Genomic DNA, 17,960 nt, shown 5'->3' on the forward strand with positions numbered 1-17,960 from the left:
GTTCCCCGCGCCCCTGAGGGGGCACTCGTCCGCTGTCGGGTGCGGGATTGCTGTGGGTGCTCGCGCCGTTCCCCGCGCCCCTGAGGGGGCACTCGTCCGCTGTCGGGTGCGGGATTGTTGTGGGTGCTCGCGCCGTTCCCCTCGGCCCTGATGGGGCGCACCCGGATCGGGTACCTTTCGGCGCGCGTGCCGGGGCTCGGGGGGCGTGGGGCGCACGCTCAAGGTGTGATCACTGCGCCCAGAGTCCTTCTCGCCTCCGTTCTGCTCGCTCTCGGGCTCGGGCCCGCGCCCGGTCATGCCGTCGGGTCTGGGTGTGGTTCCGGGGCGTGGAGTCTCGTTGCCGAGCGGGGCGCGGGGGCGTACGACGCCTATGCCGGGAACGGGTACCTCGGGGTCCGGGTGCCGGCCGGTGGGGCCGGGTACGTGCCGCCCGTGGGGGACGGGGAGGCGGACAGGACCGGGTGGCCGTTGTACACGCCCCGGTACGACGGCGCCTTCGTCTCCGGGCTCTACGCCCGCGGGCCCGCGAACACGGCCCACCGCCAGGCCCTCGCCGCGCTCCCCAACTGGACCGGCCTCGACGTGGGCGCGCGCGGCGAGACGTACGGTCCGGGCAGCCACACCACGGGCTACCGGCAGCGCCTCGACCTGCGCTGCGGCATCGTGCGGACCGACGTCACCTGGGTGCACCGGGACGGCCGCCGTACCGACCTGACGTACGAGGTGCTCGCCGACCGGGCCCGCGCCCACGTCGGCGCGGTCCGGCTGCGCGTCACCCCGCACTGGACCGGCCGGGTCACCGTCACCGACCGGATCGACGGCCGCGCCGCCCGCCGCCTCGCCGCCACCGGCAGCGGCCCCGCCGGCAAGCGCACGACGACGGTCGGCTTCCGCACCGACGGCACCGGCACGTCCGGCACCGTGGCCTCCACCCTCCGCGCCCCCGGCCGCACCCACCCGGCCCGCCGCACGGACTCCCTGAGCAGTAGTCAGAGTGCCGACTTCCATGCCGCCTCAGGGACCGGCTACGACGTCGTGAAGTACGTCGGGGTCGACACCGGGCTGACCTCGCGCGCACCCCACGCCGACGCGGTCACGGCGTCGCAGCGCGCCGCGGCGGCTGGCTGGGCGGATCTGCTGCGTGAACACACCGCGGCCTGGCGGGAGTTGTGGGCCTCGGACGTCGAGATCCCCGGGAACAGGGGCCTTCAGGACCAGGTGCGCGCCGCCCAGTACGGGCTCCTGTCGTCACTGCGGGCGGGTGCCCGCGACAGCATCCCGCCGACCGGCCTGAGCAGCGACAACTACGCGGGCATGGTCTTCTGGGACGCCGAGACGTGGATGTTCCCCTCCCTCCTCGCCACCCGCCCCGAACTCGCCGCGCCGATCCTGGAGTACCGCTACCGCACCCGCGCGGCCGCCGCCGACAACGCGGCGAAGACGTCCGTGAAGGGGCTCATGTACCCCTGGACCAGCGCGAGTTCGGGCTCGTTGTGGAACGAGTGCCAGAGCTGGTACCCGCCGCACTGCGTCATCCAGAACCACCTCCAGGGCGACATCGCGCTCGCCGCGTGGCAGTACTACCAGGCGACCGGCGACCGGGCGTGGCTGCGCGAGCGCGGCTGGCCGCTGCTCAAGGGCCTCGCCGCGTACTGGAGTTCACGCGTCACGAAGAACGCCGAGGGCGGCGGCCGGACGACGTACTCGATCAAGGACGTCGCCGGTCCCGACGAGTACAGCAACGGGGTCGACGACGGCGTCTACACGAACGCCGTCGCCGCGACCTCGCTGCGCGCCGCCGCGAAGGCCGCCCGGCTCGTCGGCGAACGGCCCGACCCGGCCTGGACCGACATCGCGGGCCGGCTCCGCATCCCGTACGACGCCCGGCGCAAGGTCTTCCTCCAGTACGCCGGTTACGACATCGCGCACGGCAGGGACATCAAGCAGGCCGACGCCGTCCTGCTGCTGTATCCGCTGGACTGGCGGCCGATGCCGAAGGGCGCGGCGGCCGCGACGCTCGACTACTACGCGGCGCACACCGACCGGGACGGCCCGGCGATGACGGACTCGGTGCACGCCGTGGCGGCGGCGGGGATCGGGGAGCCGGGCTGCTCCACGTACACGTTCCTGGAGCGGGCCTCGCGGCCGTTCTTCCGGGCGCCGTTCGGCACGTTCTCGGAGTCGCGCGGGGCGAAGGCGGGCGCCGGGGACGCGCTGGCCGGATCGCCCGCGCAGGACTTCCTGACCGGCAAGGGCGGCTTCCTCCAGGTGTTCACGCACGGGCTGACCGGGATGCGGCTACGGGACGGGGACGTGGTGCGGCTCGATCCGATGCTGCCGCCGCAGCTGGCGAAGGGCGTCACCGTCAAGGGGCTCCAGTGGCGCGGGCGGACGTACGACGTGGCGATCGGGGCGGAGCGGACGACGGTGCGGCTGACGTCCGGCGCGCCGTTCGCGGTCGACGCACCCGGCGGCCGCAGGACGGTCACGGCGGACGGGATCACGCTCCCGACCCGGCGCCCCGACCGCGTCCCCACCACCGATCTGGCGCGCTGCCGCACGGCGACGGCGACGTCCGAGGACCCCGGCCAGTACGCGGGCGCCGCCGTGGACGGCAACCCGGCCACGACCTGGCTCCCGGCCCGCCCGGGCGCCGCGCTCACCGTGGACCTGGGCGCCGTGCGCACCCCGGCCAGGGTGAAGGCGACGGGGACGCGGGCGTACCGGGTTCAGACGTCGCGGGACGGCCGGGCCTGGAGTCCGTTCGCCGCCGGGGCGGCCGCGCGGTTCGTGCGGCTGACGGAGACGGGCGGATCGGTGGAGCCGGTGGGCGAGTTGACCGTCGAGTAGCGGCGACGTCAGCTGATGGACGTGTCGCCGTGGGCCTCCAGCACCTTGCGCAGGCCCCCGGCGATCCGCTCGCACTCGTCGCGGTCCAGGACGTCGAGCAGCTCGGCGTAGTTGCGCAGGTGCGCGGCCATCACGGACTCGGTCAGCTCCCGGCCGCGCTCGGTGAGGTGGATCCGGACGGTGCGCCGGTCGGCGCCGTCCCTGACCCGCTCGACCAGGCCCTTCTTCTCCATCCGGTCGATGCGGTTGGTGATCGCGCCGGACGTGACCATCGCCGCCTTCAGGAAGGTGCCGGCGGTCAGCGCGTACGGCGGACCTGACCGCCGGAGCGTGGTGAGCACGTCGAACTCGCCCGCCTCCAGGCCGTGTTCGGCGTAGAAGACCTTGAACGACCTGTCCAGGATCCGCTGCATGCGCTGGATGCGGCCGAGCACCTGGACGGGCCAGAGGTCATCGGCCAGTTCGGGGCGCTCCGTCTCCCACTGCTCGACGATCTGGTCGATGAAGTCGCTCATCCGTGCTCCCGCGTTCCCTCGGCATTCCGTTCAACGTAGACCTTCTCAATGTTAAGACACTTGACGGCGCATCGATGGGCCTGTTTTTATCTCAACGTTAAGAGAGTTAACCTTGAGATGACTGCCGTCAGGAGCCTTGCCATGTCCACCACCGCCCAGGGGCAGTTCACCCGGACCGCCCCCGCGCCGTCCGCCGCACCGCGCCAAGTCCCGGTCCTGTGGCTGGCGTTGCTCGCCACCCCGATCGCGGCGGGGGCCAACGCGCCCGTCCTGATCCTGGACGACATGGGCCGCTCGCTCGGCGTCCGCACGACCGCCGCGGCCTGGCTGGTCACGGCGTTCGCCTGGGCGATGGCCGTCGGGATGCCGCTCATGGCGACGCTGCTGCGCCGGCGCGGCGCCCGGACGGCGCTGCGGACCGGCGCCGGGCTCGTGCTCGGCGGCACCGTACTGGTGGCCGCGTCGCCCTGGCTGCCGCTGACGCTCGTCGGGCGGGCCGGGCAGGCGGCCGGCGGTGCGGGGCTGATCGCGGTGGCGATGAGCCTGGCCGGGAACGCCCGGCGGATGGGCGTGATCAGCGCCGGGTTCGGGATGCTCGGGGCGGCGGGACCGCTGCTCGGCGAGCGGCTCACCGGCGCCGTGTCGTGGCGGGCCGCCCTGGCCGTCTCGGTGGTGGCGCTCGTCGCGGTGCCCGTCGTCGGCCGTCACGCCAAGGAGGCCGCGCCCGCCGAGAGCCGCTTCGACACCCGGGGCGCGGTGCTCCTCGCGGCGCTCGCCACCGGGGTGATCCTGCTGCCGTCGTACCCGCTGCCGGCGCTCGGCGCGGCGGTCGTGGCCGGTCTGCTGCTGGCCCTGCACGTCCGCCGCAGGCCCGACGGCTTCGTCCCGGTGACGGTCCTGCGCACCCCCGTCTTCCGGACCGGAACGCTCATCGCGCTCACGCTCTCCACCTCGTACTTCGTGCTGCTCTTCGCGGTGCCGCGGCTGATCGCCGACCGTGCCGACTGGTCCACGGGCGCGGTGGCCACGGGGCAGCTGGTGGCACTGCTCACCGGATCGGTCGTGGCGCTCGGCTTCGCGGCGGTGTCGGCGCGGCTCGGCCGGGCCCGGGTGCGCGCCGTGCTGCTCACGGTCGGGGCCACCGCGGCGGCGACGGCGGTGTTCGCCGACGCGGCGCCCGCGCTCCTGGCGGCGGCGGGCGCGGCGGTGTTCTGCGCCTCCGGGGCCAACGCCACCCAGTCCATGGACGCGGCCGCAGCCGTCCCGGCCGTCCAACGACCCACCGCCATCGGCCTGTTCACCCTCGGCTACCAGCTGGGCGGGGCACTCGGCCCGGCCCTGGCCACGGCGCTCGTCCTCGGCTAGGGCCTGTCAGGCGGGCGCTAGCGGGCCGCCACTCCGCTGCGCTTCCACGCCTCCACCACGAGATGCGACTGCACGGCTTCCGCCCGCCGCACCCACGGCGACTCGGTCAGGAAGGCGTGCAGCGCGGTCTTCGACGGCTGGGTCACGTCGACGAGGAGCTGGTGCTCGCCCATGACCACGGCCGCGTACCGCACGAGCGGCGACTCGACGAGCAGCCTCCCCACCTCCTCGACCTCGTCGGGCCTGGTCCTGATCCACAGCAGCGCCTCGACGGGCAGCCCGAGCAGCGCGGGCTCCACGGCGGCGCGGATGCTGACCAGGCCGGCGCGGGTGAGGGACTCGACGCGGCGGCGCGCGGTGGCCTCGGACACCCCCGCGGCGGCGGCGAGTTCGTCGTTGGTGAGGCGTCCGTCCTGGGCGAGCGCGGCGAGGATGGCGCGCTCGTCGGGGGCGATGTCCGTGTGGGGCACGACGACGCCGTCCACGGGCCGCGCCCCCGCCCCGGCGATCGCCTCGACCTCGGCGGCGTCGAGGATGCCGGGCGACCACTCGTGCACGGTCCTGAAGTAGCGCAGCACCGGCGACACCTGCTGCTGCACGAGCCCCGGCAGGACGGGCACCTCGTCCAGCATCAGCGACGCCAACCGCCCTGGCGGACACTGCAGTTCGGCCACGGCGTCGGCCGCGCCGGCCAGCACGTACGAGAAGATCGTGTCCGGCCGCCGTGCGGTCGCGACGGCGGCGTCCCGCACGGATCCGGGCCGGCAGTTCATCCGCAGGATCACCGTCTCGCCCCACACGACGAGCCCGCGCACCGCCACGTCCCCGCTCTCGAGCAGCCGCAGGCCCCGCCGCGCCACCTTCCGCTCGGGCTCCCCGAGCGCCGCGGCGATGCGCCGCCAGGAGGCCCGCCCGTCGATCTGCAGGGCGGCGACGATGCGCCGGTCGAGGGGGTCGAGGGCCACGGCCGGCCCGGGACCCGGGCCCGGGTTCGCTTCACTGGTCACACGGCGACCCTAGTCAACGGCGCCACGCGGGCCAGGACCGTCGTCCGGCCACCGCACCTCCACGACCCGCGCGCGCCCGCTCACGGGCGCACCCTCGTGCATCGTGATCACGTCGCCGGGTACGAGGTGCCGCCACAGCCCGGACGTCAACGGCAGCAGCCGCACCGTCCCGACCGCACCCGGCGCCACCGCTTCCTCGCCCTCCACCCACACCCTGGCGACGGCGAACCCCCGGCCGACGTCCCACAGCGGCCGCAGCTCCCCGGACCGCGGAACGGGCAGCCCCCGCCCCGGCGCGACGCGCAACTCGGCCCGGACCACCCCCTGCCGCAGCTCGTCGCCCCGCCAGTCGCACCAGGCCGCGCTGCGCACCATCCCGTACGCCCGGGCGACCCGCCCGGCCTCGTCCCAGAACCCGGCCCCCGGCGTGGACGCCCCACTGAGCTCCTCCAGAAGCCCGATGGCGACGTCCCAACGGTCACCCGCGAGCAGCTCCCAGACGTCATCGACCCCGATCCCCTCGGGCAGCAGCCCGGCCCCCGCCAGCAGAACGCCGACAGGGACCGACTCGCGGCCGAGTCGGTCCCTGTGGGTCACTGCTGCGTGCTCAGACGTTGAAGCGGGATTCCACGACAAGGCTCTGACCTGCGGAAATGTGGGCACATCCCAGCATCATCCCAGCACGGGAGCCACGACAAAGCACAAGAAGATCCAATGACGCCGAGACTACGCCGCCGGATACGGGCCGCGCAGCATCTCACCCGATGTAATAGTTCCTGTACTACACTGGCCCCTATGAAGTCACCCCGCCCCGGCGGTACGGAGAACATCTCCGTCTCGATGCCCTCGGAACTCCTCGGTGCCCTGCGGACCCGCACCGGCAAGCGCGGCGTGTCCGCGTACGTGACCGCGGCGGTCCGGCATCAACTCGCGATGGACGGCCTCGCCGAGATCGTGGCCGCCTACGAAGCCGAGCACGAACCGCTGAGCGAAGCCGAGATCCAGGCCGCGCAGCACGAACTGTTCGGTGACGCACCGGCGCCGTACGCGTCGAACGACAGCGCCGCATGAAGGAGCCCGCGGCCAGGTCCCTGGTGCTCGACTCCCAGGCGCTGTCGCTGCTGCTGCGCAACGACCGCCAGATGATCACCCGGATCGAGGCCGCTCGGCGCGTGGGCGTGCCCGTCCTCGTATCCGCCCTGACGGTGGTGGAGGCCGTCTACGGGAAGACGGATACCGCCCGGCTCCGCTGGGTGCTCTCCCGCCTTCAGGTCCAGGACGTCACTCAGGCGGACAGCCTCACCGCGGTGCAACTGCTGAGCGACGCCGGCGGTCTGCACGGCCACAAGTACGCCATCGACGCCCTCGTCGCCGCGATGGCGCTCCGCTCCCCGGCACCCGTCCTCGTACTGACCTCGGACCGCGACGACTGGGCGAAACTGTGCGGCGACCGCGTACAGATCAAGGACGTCTGACCTCGACGTCTGCTCAGGTTGAACCCGCAGCCGCATGCACAGAGGTTTTGGAGGCGTCCCCCTCCAGCGCATCTGTACATTAATTCCTGGCCCGAATTCCCCACCCGTGGACTACCGTTGCTCTGCACCGCGCACCTTCCTCGGAGGGTGTACGCGACGTGCCCCGAGTAGTATGCGATGCCCTTCGGTCCGGTGACTCAGCCCCATGGTGCGCTCCCGGCGGGAGCCATCCGGCGCCGTCACCGAATAGCCCGAAGGGGGCGCATTCCTGTGGTTGCCGTCGAGTACATGCCCAAGCGCCGCACCTGGGTCCGTGATGTCCTGGTTGGCATCGTGGCGAGCCTCGGCTCGAACCTGGCGTGGGCTCTGGTGCAGTTCGCGGTGCACCGCCTCGGCTGAGCCAGGCGGCGGGTGGGCCCTCCAGGGGCCCACCCTCCTTGCTTTGCAGGCGGGTAATCTACACAACGTCATTGCGGCCCGACGGGCTTCCGCTCCGCTTCGGCGGAGTCACGAAGGACATGCCCCCACCCGCACGAGTCATCTCGTGCCTGGGGATCCTTCGTGCTCCTGCAACTGTCCGCAGCCGAGCTCGGCCGACTCATCGTGCCGCGAGCCGAATCGGCGCACCTTCCGCTCACCGAGCAACTGGTCCAAGAGCATTCCCGGATCAAGGGAGGAAAACCCAGTCAGGGCGACATCGCTTCCTGGAACAACAGCCTCCCCGTAGTAGTCAAAGCCCTGCTGGACTGTGGCCTCGACGAAGTCGAGGTGCAGATTGAGGTTGGCCTTCCGCACACCAACTCTGCGGTCGACCTGGTGCTGTGCGGTCGGCATCCCGGTACGGAGACGGATTCCTACCTTGCAGTTGAGCTAAAGCAGGTACGGCACGCCACGGTGGACCCCCTGTGCCCCATCGCCGTCGATCTCGGGTTCGGCGACGGGAAGAACAAGCTGCACCCGGTCCGGCAGGTCCAGCGCTACTGCGAGTACATGCTGCGCTATCTACCTCACCTTCGGGAGAACGAGGATCAGTTGATGGGCGTGGCATTCCTCCACAACGCACGTGACGCGGATGTAGAGGCGCTGTTCGCTCTATCCGAAACCAACCATGGTTTCCTCTACACACTCGACGATCTGGCCCGCTTCCGACGAGTCCTCACTTCGAGATTCTCTTCCGCGTCTGGGAAGCGGGCCGCATCAGCACTGGAGCAGGCCCGTCAGGACCCGTTGCTCAAGATCACCGACGTGGCCCGTCAGCGCTCTGTCGTCGGTGGAGGACTTACGCTCCTCGACGAGCAGTACGTCGCCGTCGACCGGATCACGCGGCACCTGGAGAAGACCGCACACCTCACCGGCTTCGACGTCGGATTGTTCTACGACGCCGCAGCGGCCCACAGTCCCGCCCCCGATCAGGGCGTTAAGCGCGTCTACATCCTGCGAGGCGGCCCTGGCAGCGGGAAGAGCGCAGTGGCCCTCGAGCTGCAGCGGGCCCTCGGTCTCAAGGGCCGCGAGGCCGTTCTCGCAAGTGGCTCTCACGCCTACACGGAGACTCTGCGCGAGATCATGCTCAGTACGGCTCGCAGAGGGCAGACAGCGGACAAGCGCCGCGCAGCCGTCAAGTTGTACCGCTACTTCAACAGCTTCAGCGAGACCCCACCGGACAGCATCGATGTCCTCATCTGCGACGAGGCCCACCGCATGCGGCGCAGCTCGACATACCGCTGGACCCCGAAAGAGCTGCGGGACGACGACAGGCCCCAGGCGACCGAGGTGGTAAATGCCGCCAAAGTGCCAATCTTTCTGCTCGACGACCATCAGTCAATTCGCCCGGACGAGGTGGGCACTGCCACCTATCTCAAAGAGCTGGCAGAGAGCATGGGCTGCGATGTCGAAGTGACCGATCTGGAGGGCACGTTCCGAGCAGGCGGTAGCAAGCGGTACCAGCGTTGGGTCCAGCAGTTGTTGGGCCTTGACGCCTCCGATCCGGTCGCCTGGCGACCAGACGGGAGGATGACTCTGCTAGTGGCCGACTCGCCCGAGCAGATGGAGCAGTTCATCCGGGAACGCCACCTCGAAGGGGCCACAGCCCGCATCACCGCAGGCTTCTGCTGGCCGTGGAGCAACCCGGACGGCGAACAACTGGTTGATGACGTGCACATCAGGGACTGGCGCCGGCCTTGGAACGTGAAGCCAGAGCACAGCGTCCCTAACGCACCACGGTCGGACCTGTGGTCGACCGATCGCCGAGGTGTCGACCAGATCGGCTGCGTCTACACGGCACAGACCTTCGAGTACGACTGGAACGGCGTCATCATCGGACCCGATCTGCTCTTCCGCAACGGCCAGTTCAAGGTGGACCGGACCGCTTCGTGCGATCCGGCCTTCCGCGGTCCGATCGACGATGCGATCGTCACCCGGTGCGTTCTCAACGCCTACCACGTGCTCCTCACCCGAGGCGTCGTCGGCACCGTTGTCTACGCGGTCGACCCCGCGACCCACAACGAACTGCGCAGGCTCATCCCAGGCGCTATCGGCATGCAGCACTACGACGGCGCCCAGCCGAAGCTCACCGCCGAAGGATCACAGCTGCCACCGGCCTACCGCAGACGGCACGGGTAATCTTGATCCCCACATAGCTGCGGCCCGCCGGGCTTCCGCTCCGCCTGGCGGAGTCATCAAGGAAATGCCCCCACCCGCACGAGTTTCTTCGTGCTGCCTGGGGGCCTGTCTTGCTGTTCCGTGACTCTGCCGCGGCGGTCGCTGCCGAGTGCCATTCCGGTGCCCTGTTCTTCCGCCTGACGGAGCAGTTCGTGCACGTTCACGGCCACAAGCCCGGACCGTCCGAGGTGCGTTCGTGGGAGCGAAGCATCCCCGTACTCGCGAGTGCGCTCAACGACGCCGGTCTCGGACAGGTTGAGGTTCTCCTCGAATACGGGCTGCCGTTGAACAGCAAGCGAGCCGACGCGGTCCTGGCCGGCGTGCACCCCGATACCGGGCTCCCGAGTTACGTCATCGTGGAGTTGAAACAATGGAGCAGCGCGGAACCCGACGACGACGATCCGTCGTTGTGCCGCATCGACTCCTATGCACGGGCTGTACTCAATCCAGTTGACCAGGTCCGCGGCTATTGCGAATACCTCGTCTCCTTCAACGGAGCACTCGCTGAACATCCGGAGCGCATCAACGGCGCGGCATACCTGCACAACGCCACCGAGTTCGGCGTCAACGGGCTCTTCGAGGCCGTGCAGAATCAGTACGGTCAGCTCTTCATCGGGGCGCGACGCGGCGAGTTCATCGACTATCTGCGCACGAAGCTGGGGCCGGAATCCGGCGCCGCGTCCGCGGACGAACTGGTCAACGGGAAGATCGGCCCGTCCAAGCAGCTCATGGCAGTGGCCGCCCAAGAGGTCCGAGAACGTGAGCAGTTCGTGTTGCTGGACGAACAGCAGGTTGCGTACCGCACTGTCCTGAACGCGGTACGCCGGGCCAAGCAATCCGATCACAAAGAGATCGTGATCGTCACCGGAGGGCCCGGCACCGGAAAGAGCGTCATCGCCCTGTCACTCCTCGGCGAGCTGTTCCGGCAGGGCACCACCGCCCTGCACGCGACGGGTTCCAGCTCGTTCACGACCACCATGAGGAAGGTGGCGGGCGCCCGGAAGCGCGAGGTGAAGGACCTCTTCAAGTACTTCAACAGCTTCATGACCGCGGACCGCAACAGTCTCGACGTCCTGATCTGCGACGAAGCCCACCGCATCCGGGAGACATCGGCCAATCGCTATACGCCGGCGTCGAACCGTACCGGCAAGGCCCAGATCGAGGAACTCATCGACGCGGCCCGCGTCCCGGTCTTCCTGCTCGACGAGCATCAGGTCGTACGGCCCGGTGAGATGGGCACGGTCGTGGAAATCAAGGAAGCCGCAGCAAAGAAGGGCCTCCAGTGTCGGGTGGTACCGCTGGACAGCCAGTTCCGGTGTGGTGGGAGCGATGCGTACCTGCGCTGGGTGGTAAGGCTATTGGGCCTTGCACCAGGCGGTCCGGTGGTGTGGGAACCCGACGACAAGATGCAGCTCACGGTCGCGGACAGCCCACAGGAAATGGAAGCGTTCCTCGACGACCGCCGCTCCCAGGGGTACAGCGCGCGCATGTCCGCGGGATATTGCTGGAAGTGGACGAAGAAGGTGCCACCCGGGCAGGCACTTCCCTCAGACGTCGTCATAGAAGGGTGGGAACGGCCCTGGAACGTCTTCGGCGACCGATCGGTCGCCGGCGCGCCTCCGGCCGCGTTGTGGGCGACCGATCCTGCCGGCTTCGGACAAGTGGGGTGTGTGTACACAGCCCAAGGCTTTGAGTACGACTGGAGCGGCGTCATCATCGGCCCCGACCTGGTGTGGCGCGGCGACCGCTGGATCATCAACCGTTCAGCGTCCAAGGATCCGGTCTTCAAGAAGTCCACTCCGGACGCGGATGTCGACCGGCTGATTCGCAATACGTACAAGGTTCTGCTGACACGAGGGATGATCGGCACGGTGGTGTACTCGACCGATCCCGAAACCCGCGAGAAGCTCCGTGCTCTGGCTACCGGGTCCTCGACCTTCACGTCCGTGTGATGCTCAGCACGCAGAGGTCTACCGTACGCGGCACAGTGATCGCTTCATCACACAGCCTTCCGTGTACCTGGCCGTCAGCAACGGCATGCGCTCGCCGCCCCGGTGGAGACATCCGATCGCGCGATTGGGCCGGGCAGCGCGCCAACGCGACGCTCGCCGCGCCCCTGACGCCCGCGGTATCGCATTATTGAAGAGCCCACTCCCACTGGATCAGTCTGCCGAACGACACCTCAAAAGTGGCCACATCCAACTACCCTGCGGTGCCTCACAGTTCGCCGGACACATGGCCGGGGCTTCGCCCCAGGGAATCACACCGCCACGAGCAGTACCCGCTCCCCGCACAGCTTGGCCAGGTCGTCGATGTCGGAAGTCAGCATGACCACGGGGCGGTGCTGTCGCAGGGCCGCCTCGGCGACCGCCGCATCGATCGCGCACTTGTATCCGTGCAACCCTGCATTCATCAGCAGCTTCGAGGCCGCCCTCGCCTCCTCGTCACCGAGACGACCCGTAGACCGGAAAGCGCCCCGTTCAGGCGGGACTGTTTGTACGGGCGTGGACGGCTTCGATGATGGTGAGCCCACTGATCACGACCTCCATGCCGCGCGAGCGTGCCTCAGCGATCAGAGCCACCACCTGCTCGTCGTCAGCGACCAGGAAAAGTGCCGCATCCGCACTGCTTCACAGCTCAGTTAGCGACCTGCTCTCACAAATCCCAGCACGGGCACCCTCACTCCACCTCAGCACAATCCCAGCACGGAAAAAACCAAGGGCCCGACCCCGAAGAGTCGGACCCTCTCTGACCTGCATATTTGCCAGATCAGCGACGTGGTGAGACGTCAGCCGCTACACGTTGAACCGGAACTCCACCACGTCCCCGTCCTGCATGACGTAGTCCTTGCCCTCCATGCGTGCCTTGCCCGCGGAGCGCGCCTCGGCGACCGAGCCCGTCTCGACCAGGTCGTCGAAGGAGATGACCTCGGCCTTGATGAAGCCCTTCTGGAAGTCGGTGTGGATGACACCGGCCGCCTCGGGGGCCGTGGCGCCCTTCTTGATGGTCCAGGCGCGGGACTCCTTGGGGCCTGCCGTCAGGTAGGTCTGCAGGCCCAGGGTGTCGAAGCCGACGCGGGCCAGCGTGGCCAGGCCGGGCTCCTCGGCGCCGACCGACTGGAGGAGCTCCATCGCGTCCTCCTCGTCGAGCTCGGCGAGGTCCTGCTCCAGCTTGGCGTTGAGGAAGATCGCCTCGGCCGGGGCGACGAGGGCGCTCTGCTCGGCCTTGAAGGAGTCGTCGGTCAGCTCGTCCTCGTCGACGTTGAAGACGTAGAGGAACGGCTTCGTCGTGAGCAGGTGGAGGTCGTGGAGGAGCTCCTCGTTGCCGCTGCCCTGGACGATGCCCTGCGAGAAGAGCGTGTCGCCCTTCTCCAGGATCTCCTTCGCCGCCTCCACCGCCTTGACCTTCGGGGCGATGTCCTTCTTGATGCGCGACTCCTTCTGGAGGCGCGGCAGGACCTTCTCGATGGTCTGGAGGTCGGCGAGGATCAGCTCGGTGTTGATCGTCTCGATGTCGTCCTTGGGCGAGACCTTGCCGTCGACGTGCACGACGTTCTCGTCCTTGAAGGCGCGGATGACCTGGCAGATCGCGTCCGACTCGCGGATGTTCGCCAGGAACTTGTTGCCCAGGCCCTCGCCCTCGGAGGCGCCGCGCACGATGCCCGCGATGTCGACGAAGTCGACCGTCGCCGGGAGGATCTTCTGGGAGGAGAAGATCTCGGCGAGCTTGGTGAGGCGGGCGTCGGGGACGCCGACCACGCCGACGTTCGGCTCGATCGTGGCGAACGGGTAGTTGGCCGCGAGCACGTCGTTCTTGGTCAGGGCGTTGAACAGGGTCGACTTGCCGACATTCGGCAGACCGACGATTCCGATCGTGAGCGACACGTTGCGACTTCCCGTACGTGATGTGGTGGGTGTGGGGCTGGGCGATCCACCAGTCTACGGCCTCACCGGCGGCCGTCCCCCGGCGCCGGTGTCGGTCAAGCTCGTCCAAAGGGCGTGTCCCATGGCCTATTCCCCACATAAGCCCACCTATGTTGGGCATGTGGAGCAACCCAGGACGCGTCCCGCGCAATCCCGCCCCCGCCGCACGGCCCCGCTTCCGCCGCAGGCGCAGGGCGAGCGTGCCGCGGCCCCCGCCGAGTCGGCCACCGTCTACCGGGCCGCGGGCCGGTCCCGCTCGCTGCCGCCCGCCCTCCTCGCGCTGCGCCGCTTCCCCAACCCCCGGCTGACGGGTCTGGGCAGCGGGCTGTTCTGCGTGGCGGCGATGCTGGTGCTCGGGTTCCTCGACCTGCTGCTGTTCGACGGCTCGGCCGCCGTGTACGGCGTGCTGTTCGTGCTGGTCAGCGGGCTTACGGCGGGGTGGGTGCGGAAGGCGGACCTGGTGTCGGCGCCGATCGCCGTGCCCATCGCGTTCGCCGTCGGAGCGGTGCCCATCGCCGACGGCAAGGGCGGGTTCGGCGCCCAGGTGATGGGGGTCGTGACGACGCTCGCGATGAATGCGGGCTGGCTGTACGGCGGCACGCTCGTCGCCGGGGTCGTCGTCACCGTCCGCCGGGTCCGGATGATGGCCAGGCGGGCGGCGCAGCGGCGGGCGGGCAAGCAGCCGTCGGCGGCTCCGTCGAAGGCCCCGGCACCGCGCCGCAGGACCGCCTGACCGCCCGGGGCTCCGGAGCCCCGGGCCCGGCGGCTCAGAGGCGGGACGCCGTCATCGCCGCGCCCACGATCCCCGCGTTGTTCTGCAGCTCCGCCGGGACGATCTCGGCCTTGATGCCCTCGATCAGCGGCAGGAACTTGTGCGCCTTGCGGCTGACGCCGCCGCCGATCACGAACAGCTCCGGCGAGAACAGCATCTCCACGTGCTCCAGGTACTTCTGGACGCGCCGCGCCCAGTGCTCCCAGGTCAGGTCGTGGTCCTCCTTGGCCTTCGTGGAGGCGCGGCGCTCCGCGTCGTGGCCGTCCAGCTCCAGGTGGCCCAGCTCGGTGTTGGGCACGAGGACCCCGTCGGAGAACAGGGCGCTGCCGATGCCCGTACCGAACGTGAGCAGCAGCACGGTGCCCTTGCGGCCGCGGCCCGCGCCGAACTGCATCTCGGCGACGCCCGCCGCGTCCGCGTCGTTCAGGACCGTGACCGGCAGGCCGCCGAGCTTCTCGCTCAGCAGCGCGCGGGCGTCGACGTCGATCCAGCTCTTGTCGACGTTGGCCGCGGTGCGGATGGTGGAGCCGCCGGTGACGACGCCGGGGAAGGTGATCCCGACCCGGTCGCACGCGCCCTCGAAGTGCTCGACGACCTGCTTGACCCCGTCGGCCACGCCGTCGGGCGTGGCCGGGTGCGGGGTCAGCACCTTGAACCGCTCCTCGGCGAGATCACCGCGCTCGAGGTCGACCGGGGCGCCCTTGATCCCGGATCCGCCGATGTCCACACCGAAGATCTTCATGGGATCCACGGTACGACGGGAGACCGGCCGTCACTTCCCGGTGGCGGAATCCCCGGCGTTCCCGGCGTCCCCGACCAGTGCGGCGGCCTCGGCGCGCAGGTCCCGGCGGAGCTCCTTGGGCAGCGAGAAGGTGATGGACTCCTCGGCCGCCTTGACGATCTCCACGTCCGCGAAGCCGCGCTGCGACAGGTACTCCAGAACCTCCTCGACGAGGACGTCGGGGACGGAGGCTCCGGAGGTGACGCCGATGGTGGTGACGCCGTCCAGCCAGGCCTCGTCGATCTCGCTGGCGAAGTCCACGAGGTACGCCTCGCGGGCGCCGGCCAGCTTGGCGACCTCGACGAGCCGCACCGAGTTCGAGGAGTTGCGCGAGCCGACGACGATGACGAGGTCGGACTCGGCGCCCATCTGCTTCACGGCGAGCTGGCGGTTCTGCGTGGCGTAGCAGATGTCGTCGCTGGGCGGCGAGACGAGACCGGGGAACTTGGTCTTGAGGGCGTCGACCGTCTCCATCGTCTCGTCGACGGAGAGCGTGGTCTGGGAGAGCCAGACGACCTTGTCCGGGTCGCGGACCTCGACCTTGGCGACGTCCTCGGGGCCGTCGACCAGCGTGATGTGGTCGGGCGCCTCGCCGGACGTGCCGATGACCTCCTCGTGGCCCTCGTGGCCGATCAGCAGGATGTCGAAGTCGTCGTTGGCGTAGCGGATCGCTTCCTTGTGGACCTTGGTGACGAGCGGGCAGGTGGCGTCGATGGTCGCCAGCTTGCCGCGCTCGGCCTCCTGGTGGACGGTCGGCGCGACGCCGTGCGCGGAGAACATCACGATCGATCCCTCGGGGACCTCCTCCGTCTGCTCGACGAAGACGGCGCCCTTCCGCTCCAGGGTCTGCACGACGTACTTGTTGTGCACGATCTCGTGGCGGACGTAGATCGGGGCCCCGTACTGCTCCAGGGCTTTCTCGACGGCGATCACGGCACGGTCCACACCGGCGCAGTAGCCACGGGGGGCGGCGAGCAGGACGCGGCGGGAGCCAGTCGTAGCAGTCATGTCCCCATCGTAAGGGGGCACCGGCCGGGCCAAGAATGCCCCTTTCAACAGGCCGGATACAGCGCCCTTACAGAGACTGGGGGTCTGTGCGCGAACAACGGGCGACATACGGAGGCGCGATGTCCGCCGGCACCACACACGAAGAGGCCGCACTCAGGCGGGACCTCGGCTTCCGCGACCTGGTGGTCTACGGGCTCCTCTTCATCGCCCCGATGGCCCCGGTCGGCGTCTTCGGCACGCTGGACGCCAAGTCCCACGGCGCGGTCGCCCTCGTCTACATCGTCGCGACGATCGCGATGGCGTTCACTGCATTCAGCTACGCACAGATGGTGCGGGTCGCCCCGCAGGCGGGTTCCGTCTTCGCCTACGCGCGCGTGGGCCTGGGCCGCGGCCCGGGCTTCGTCGCGGGCTGGATGGCGATGCTGGACTATCTGCTGATCCCGGCGGTGGCGTACCTGTTCTCGGGGATCGCCATGAACTCGCTGGTCCCCTCGGTCTCCCGCTGGGTGTGGACGGCGCTCGCCGTGGTCATCACGACCCTGCTGAACCTGTGGGGCGTGCGGGCGGCGGCCCGGGTCGGCTTCGCGGTGCTCGCCCTTGAAGTCGTCGTCCTCGTGGTCTTCATGGTCTCGGCGGTCGTGGTCCTGGCCCGGGACGGGGCCCAGCGCGACTGGCTCTCCCCGCTGACCGGCGACGGCACGCAGGGCGCGTTCGCGCTGTCGGCGGTGATCGGTGCGGTGTCCATCGCGGTCCTGTCGTACCTGGGCTTCGACGCCATCGCGACGTTCGCGGAGGAGGTGACGGGCGGCTCGGCGAAGGTGGCGCGGGCGGTGCTGTTCTGCCTCGCCTTCACGGGTGTCCTGTTCGTGCTGCAGACCTATCTGATCGCCCTTCTCGAACCCGTGACGTCGGCGGAGCTGGCGGCCGAGCCCGCCAAGCAGGGCTCCGCCTTCTACGACGCGGTCGACACGTCGGTGGGCGGCTGGCTGCACGACCTGGTGGCGGTCAGCAAGGCGATCGGAGCGGCGTTCGCGGCGCTCGCGGGACAGGCCGCGGCGGGCCGGCTGCTGTTCGCGATGGCCAGGGACCGGCGGCTGCCGAAGGTGCTGTCCCGTACGGACTCGGGCGTGCCGCGGATCGCGCTGCTGATCGCGGCGGTGATCACGATGGTCGCGGCGGTGTGGGCGGCCAGCAGGGACGACGGCATGGACCATCTCGTCTCGGTGGTCGACATCGGCGCGCTGACCGCGTTCACGCTGCTGCACGCGAGTGTCGTGGGGTACTTCGCGGTGCGCCGCAGGGGCGGGCCGGTCAGCTGGTGGCGGCACGTCCTGATCCCGGTCGTCGGCGCGGCGATCACGATCGCGGTGATCGTGGAGGCGTCGGGGACGGCGCAGGTGGTGGGTGCGGTCTGGTTCGTCGTCGGCCTGCTGGTGCTGCTCGCGCAGGGCCGCGGGAGCGGCACCGAGCAGGCCTGACGGGTGGGCTCAGCCCTCGTGGCGGCCGCGGGTGCGGCGGGTCCTGAGGGTGAGTGCGGTGCCGGTGCCGACGAGGGCGGCGGCGATCCCGCCGAGCAGCCACGTGGACCGGCCTGCGCCGGTGTCGG

The 17,960-nt window shown here is 69.9% G+C and carries 15 protein-coding genes and 1 pseudogene; 9 read left to right on the forward strand and 7 right to left on the reverse strand.

The window, feature by feature from the left end:
* Positions 1 to 150: 150 nt before the first annotated feature.
* A complete protein-coding gene (locus M4J07_RS38715; RefSeq protein ID WP_374215164.1) occupies positions 151 to 2,850 on the forward strand; it encodes a glycosyl hydrolase family 65 protein in 2,700 nt (899 codons plus the stop codon).
* Between the two features lie 8 nt (positions 2,851 to 2,858).
* On the opposite strand, the gene M4J07_RS38720 is transcribed toward M4J07_RS38715, so the two are convergent.
* A complete protein-coding gene (locus M4J07_RS38720; protein ID WP_255980195.1) occupies positions 2,859 to 3,365 on the reverse strand; it encodes a MarR family winged helix-turn-helix transcriptional regulator in 507 nt (168 codons plus the stop codon).
* A gap of 141 nt (positions 3,366 to 3,506) precedes the next feature.
* On the opposite strand from M4J07_RS38720, the gene M4J07_RS38725 reads away from it, so the two are divergent.
* On the forward strand, positions 3,507 to 4,730 hold the full coding sequence (locus tag M4J07_RS38725; RefSeq protein ID WP_255980196.1) for an MFS transporter: 1,224 nt from the start codon (positions 3,507 to 3,509) through the stop codon (positions 4,728 to 4,730).
* Between the two features lie 17 nt (positions 4,731 to 4,747).
* Here the strand turns inward: M4J07_RS38725 and M4J07_RS48340 are convergent, their stop codons facing one another.
* Both M4J07_RS48340 and M4J07_RS38735 read right to left on the reverse strand, forming a co-directional pair.
* Positions 4,748 to 5,737 (reverse strand): Lrp/AsnC family transcriptional regulator, encoded by a 990-nt coding sequence (locus M4J07_RS48340; protein WP_255980198.1) that lies wholly within the window; start codon positions 5,735 to 5,737, stop codon positions 4,748 to 4,750.
* Positions 5,738 to 5,746: 9 nt separating this feature from the next.
* A complete protein-coding gene (locus M4J07_RS38735; protein WP_255980200.1) occupies positions 5,747 to 6,334 on the reverse strand; it encodes a hypothetical protein in 588 nt (195 codons plus the stop codon).
* A gap of 198 nt (positions 6,335 to 6,532) precedes the next feature.
* Between M4J07_RS38735 and M4J07_RS38740 the strand changes: the two genes are divergently transcribed.
* From M4J07_RS38740 to M4J07_RS38760, 5 genes are all read left to right on the forward strand, one after another.
* The gene (locus tag M4J07_RS38740; RefSeq protein WP_255980202.1) at positions 6,533 to 6,808 is read left to right on the forward strand and encodes a hypothetical protein; all 276 of its coding nucleotides are present in this window, start codon (positions 6,533 to 6,535) and stop codon (positions 6,806 to 6,808) included.
* The gene (locus M4J07_RS38745) at positions 6,805 to 7,212 is read left to right on the forward strand and encodes a PIN domain-containing protein (protein WP_255980204.1); all 408 of its coding nucleotides are present in this window, start codon (positions 6,805 to 6,807) and stop codon (positions 7,210 to 7,212) included. The genes M4J07_RS38740 and M4J07_RS38745 overlap by 4 nt, the downstream gene beginning before the upstream one ends.
* A gap of 270 nt (positions 7,213 to 7,482) precedes the next feature.
* Complete coding sequence (locus tag M4J07_RS38750; protein ID WP_255980206.1) at positions 7,483 to 7,611, forward strand: DUF6408 family protein; 129 nt, start codon at positions 7,483 to 7,485, stop codon at positions 7,609 to 7,611.
* Between the two features lie 162 nt (positions 7,612 to 7,773).
* Positions 7,774 to 9,831, forward strand: coding sequence for a DNA/RNA helicase domain-containing protein (locus tag M4J07_RS38755; protein WP_255980208.1), 2,058 nt, complete (start codon positions 7,774 to 7,776; stop codon positions 9,829 to 9,831).
* Positions 9,832 to 9,941: 110 nt separating this feature from the next.
* Complete coding sequence (locus tag M4J07_RS38760; RefSeq protein WP_255980210.1) at positions 9,942 to 11,822, forward strand: DUF2075 domain-containing protein; 1,881 nt, start codon at positions 9,942 to 9,944, stop codon at positions 11,820 to 11,822.
* Between the two features lie 308 nt (positions 11,823 to 12,130).
* On the opposite strand, the pseudogene M4J07_RS38765 reads toward M4J07_RS38760, so the two are convergent.
* Positions 12,131 to 12,419: pseudogene (locus M4J07_RS38765) on the reverse strand (DNA-binding protein).
* Positions 12,420 to 12,665: 246 nt separating this feature from the next.
* Complete coding sequence (gene ychF, locus M4J07_RS38770; protein ID WP_255980212.1) at positions 12,666 to 13,754, reverse strand: redox-regulated ATPase YchF; 1,089 nt, start codon at positions 13,752 to 13,754, stop codon at positions 12,666 to 12,668.
* A gap of 160 nt (positions 13,755 to 13,914) precedes the next feature.
* Here ychF and M4J07_RS38775 point away from each other — a divergent pair, with 160 nt between their 5' ends.
* Positions 13,915 to 14,526 (forward strand): DUF6542 domain-containing protein, encoded by a 612-nt coding sequence (locus M4J07_RS38775; protein ID WP_255980214.1) that lies wholly within the window; start codon positions 13,915 to 13,917, stop codon positions 14,524 to 14,526.
* Between the two features lie 34 nt (positions 14,527 to 14,560).
* On the opposite strand, the gene ppgK is transcribed toward M4J07_RS38775, so the two are convergent.
* Positions 14,561 to 15,307: a polyphosphate--glucose phosphotransferase gene (gene ppgK / locus M4J07_RS38780; RefSeq protein ID WP_255980216.1), complete on the reverse strand. Its 747-nt coding sequence runs from the start codon at positions 15,305 to 15,307 to the stop codon at positions 14,561 to 14,563.
* 30 nt (positions 15,308 to 15,337) lie between these two features.
* On the reverse strand, positions 15,338 to 16,354 hold the full coding sequence (locus M4J07_RS38785; RefSeq protein WP_255980218.1) for a 4-hydroxy-3-methylbut-2-enyl diphosphate reductase: 1,017 nt from the start codon (positions 16,352 to 16,354) through the stop codon (positions 15,338 to 15,340).
* 119 nt (positions 16,355 to 16,473) lie between these two features.
* Between M4J07_RS38785 and M4J07_RS38790 the strand changes: the two genes are divergently transcribed.
* Positions 16,474 to 17,832: an APC family permease gene (locus M4J07_RS38790; protein WP_255980220.1), complete on the forward strand. Its 1,359-nt coding sequence runs from the start codon at positions 16,474 to 16,476 to the stop codon at positions 17,830 to 17,832.
* Positions 17,833 to 17,960: the final 128 nt, after the last annotated feature.

It is taken from the genome of Streptomyces longispororuber, assembly GCF_024448165.1.
Taxonomy (GTDB): domain Bacteria; phylum Actinomycetota; class Actinomycetes; order Streptomycetales; family Streptomycetaceae; genus Streptomyces; species Streptomyces longispororuber_A.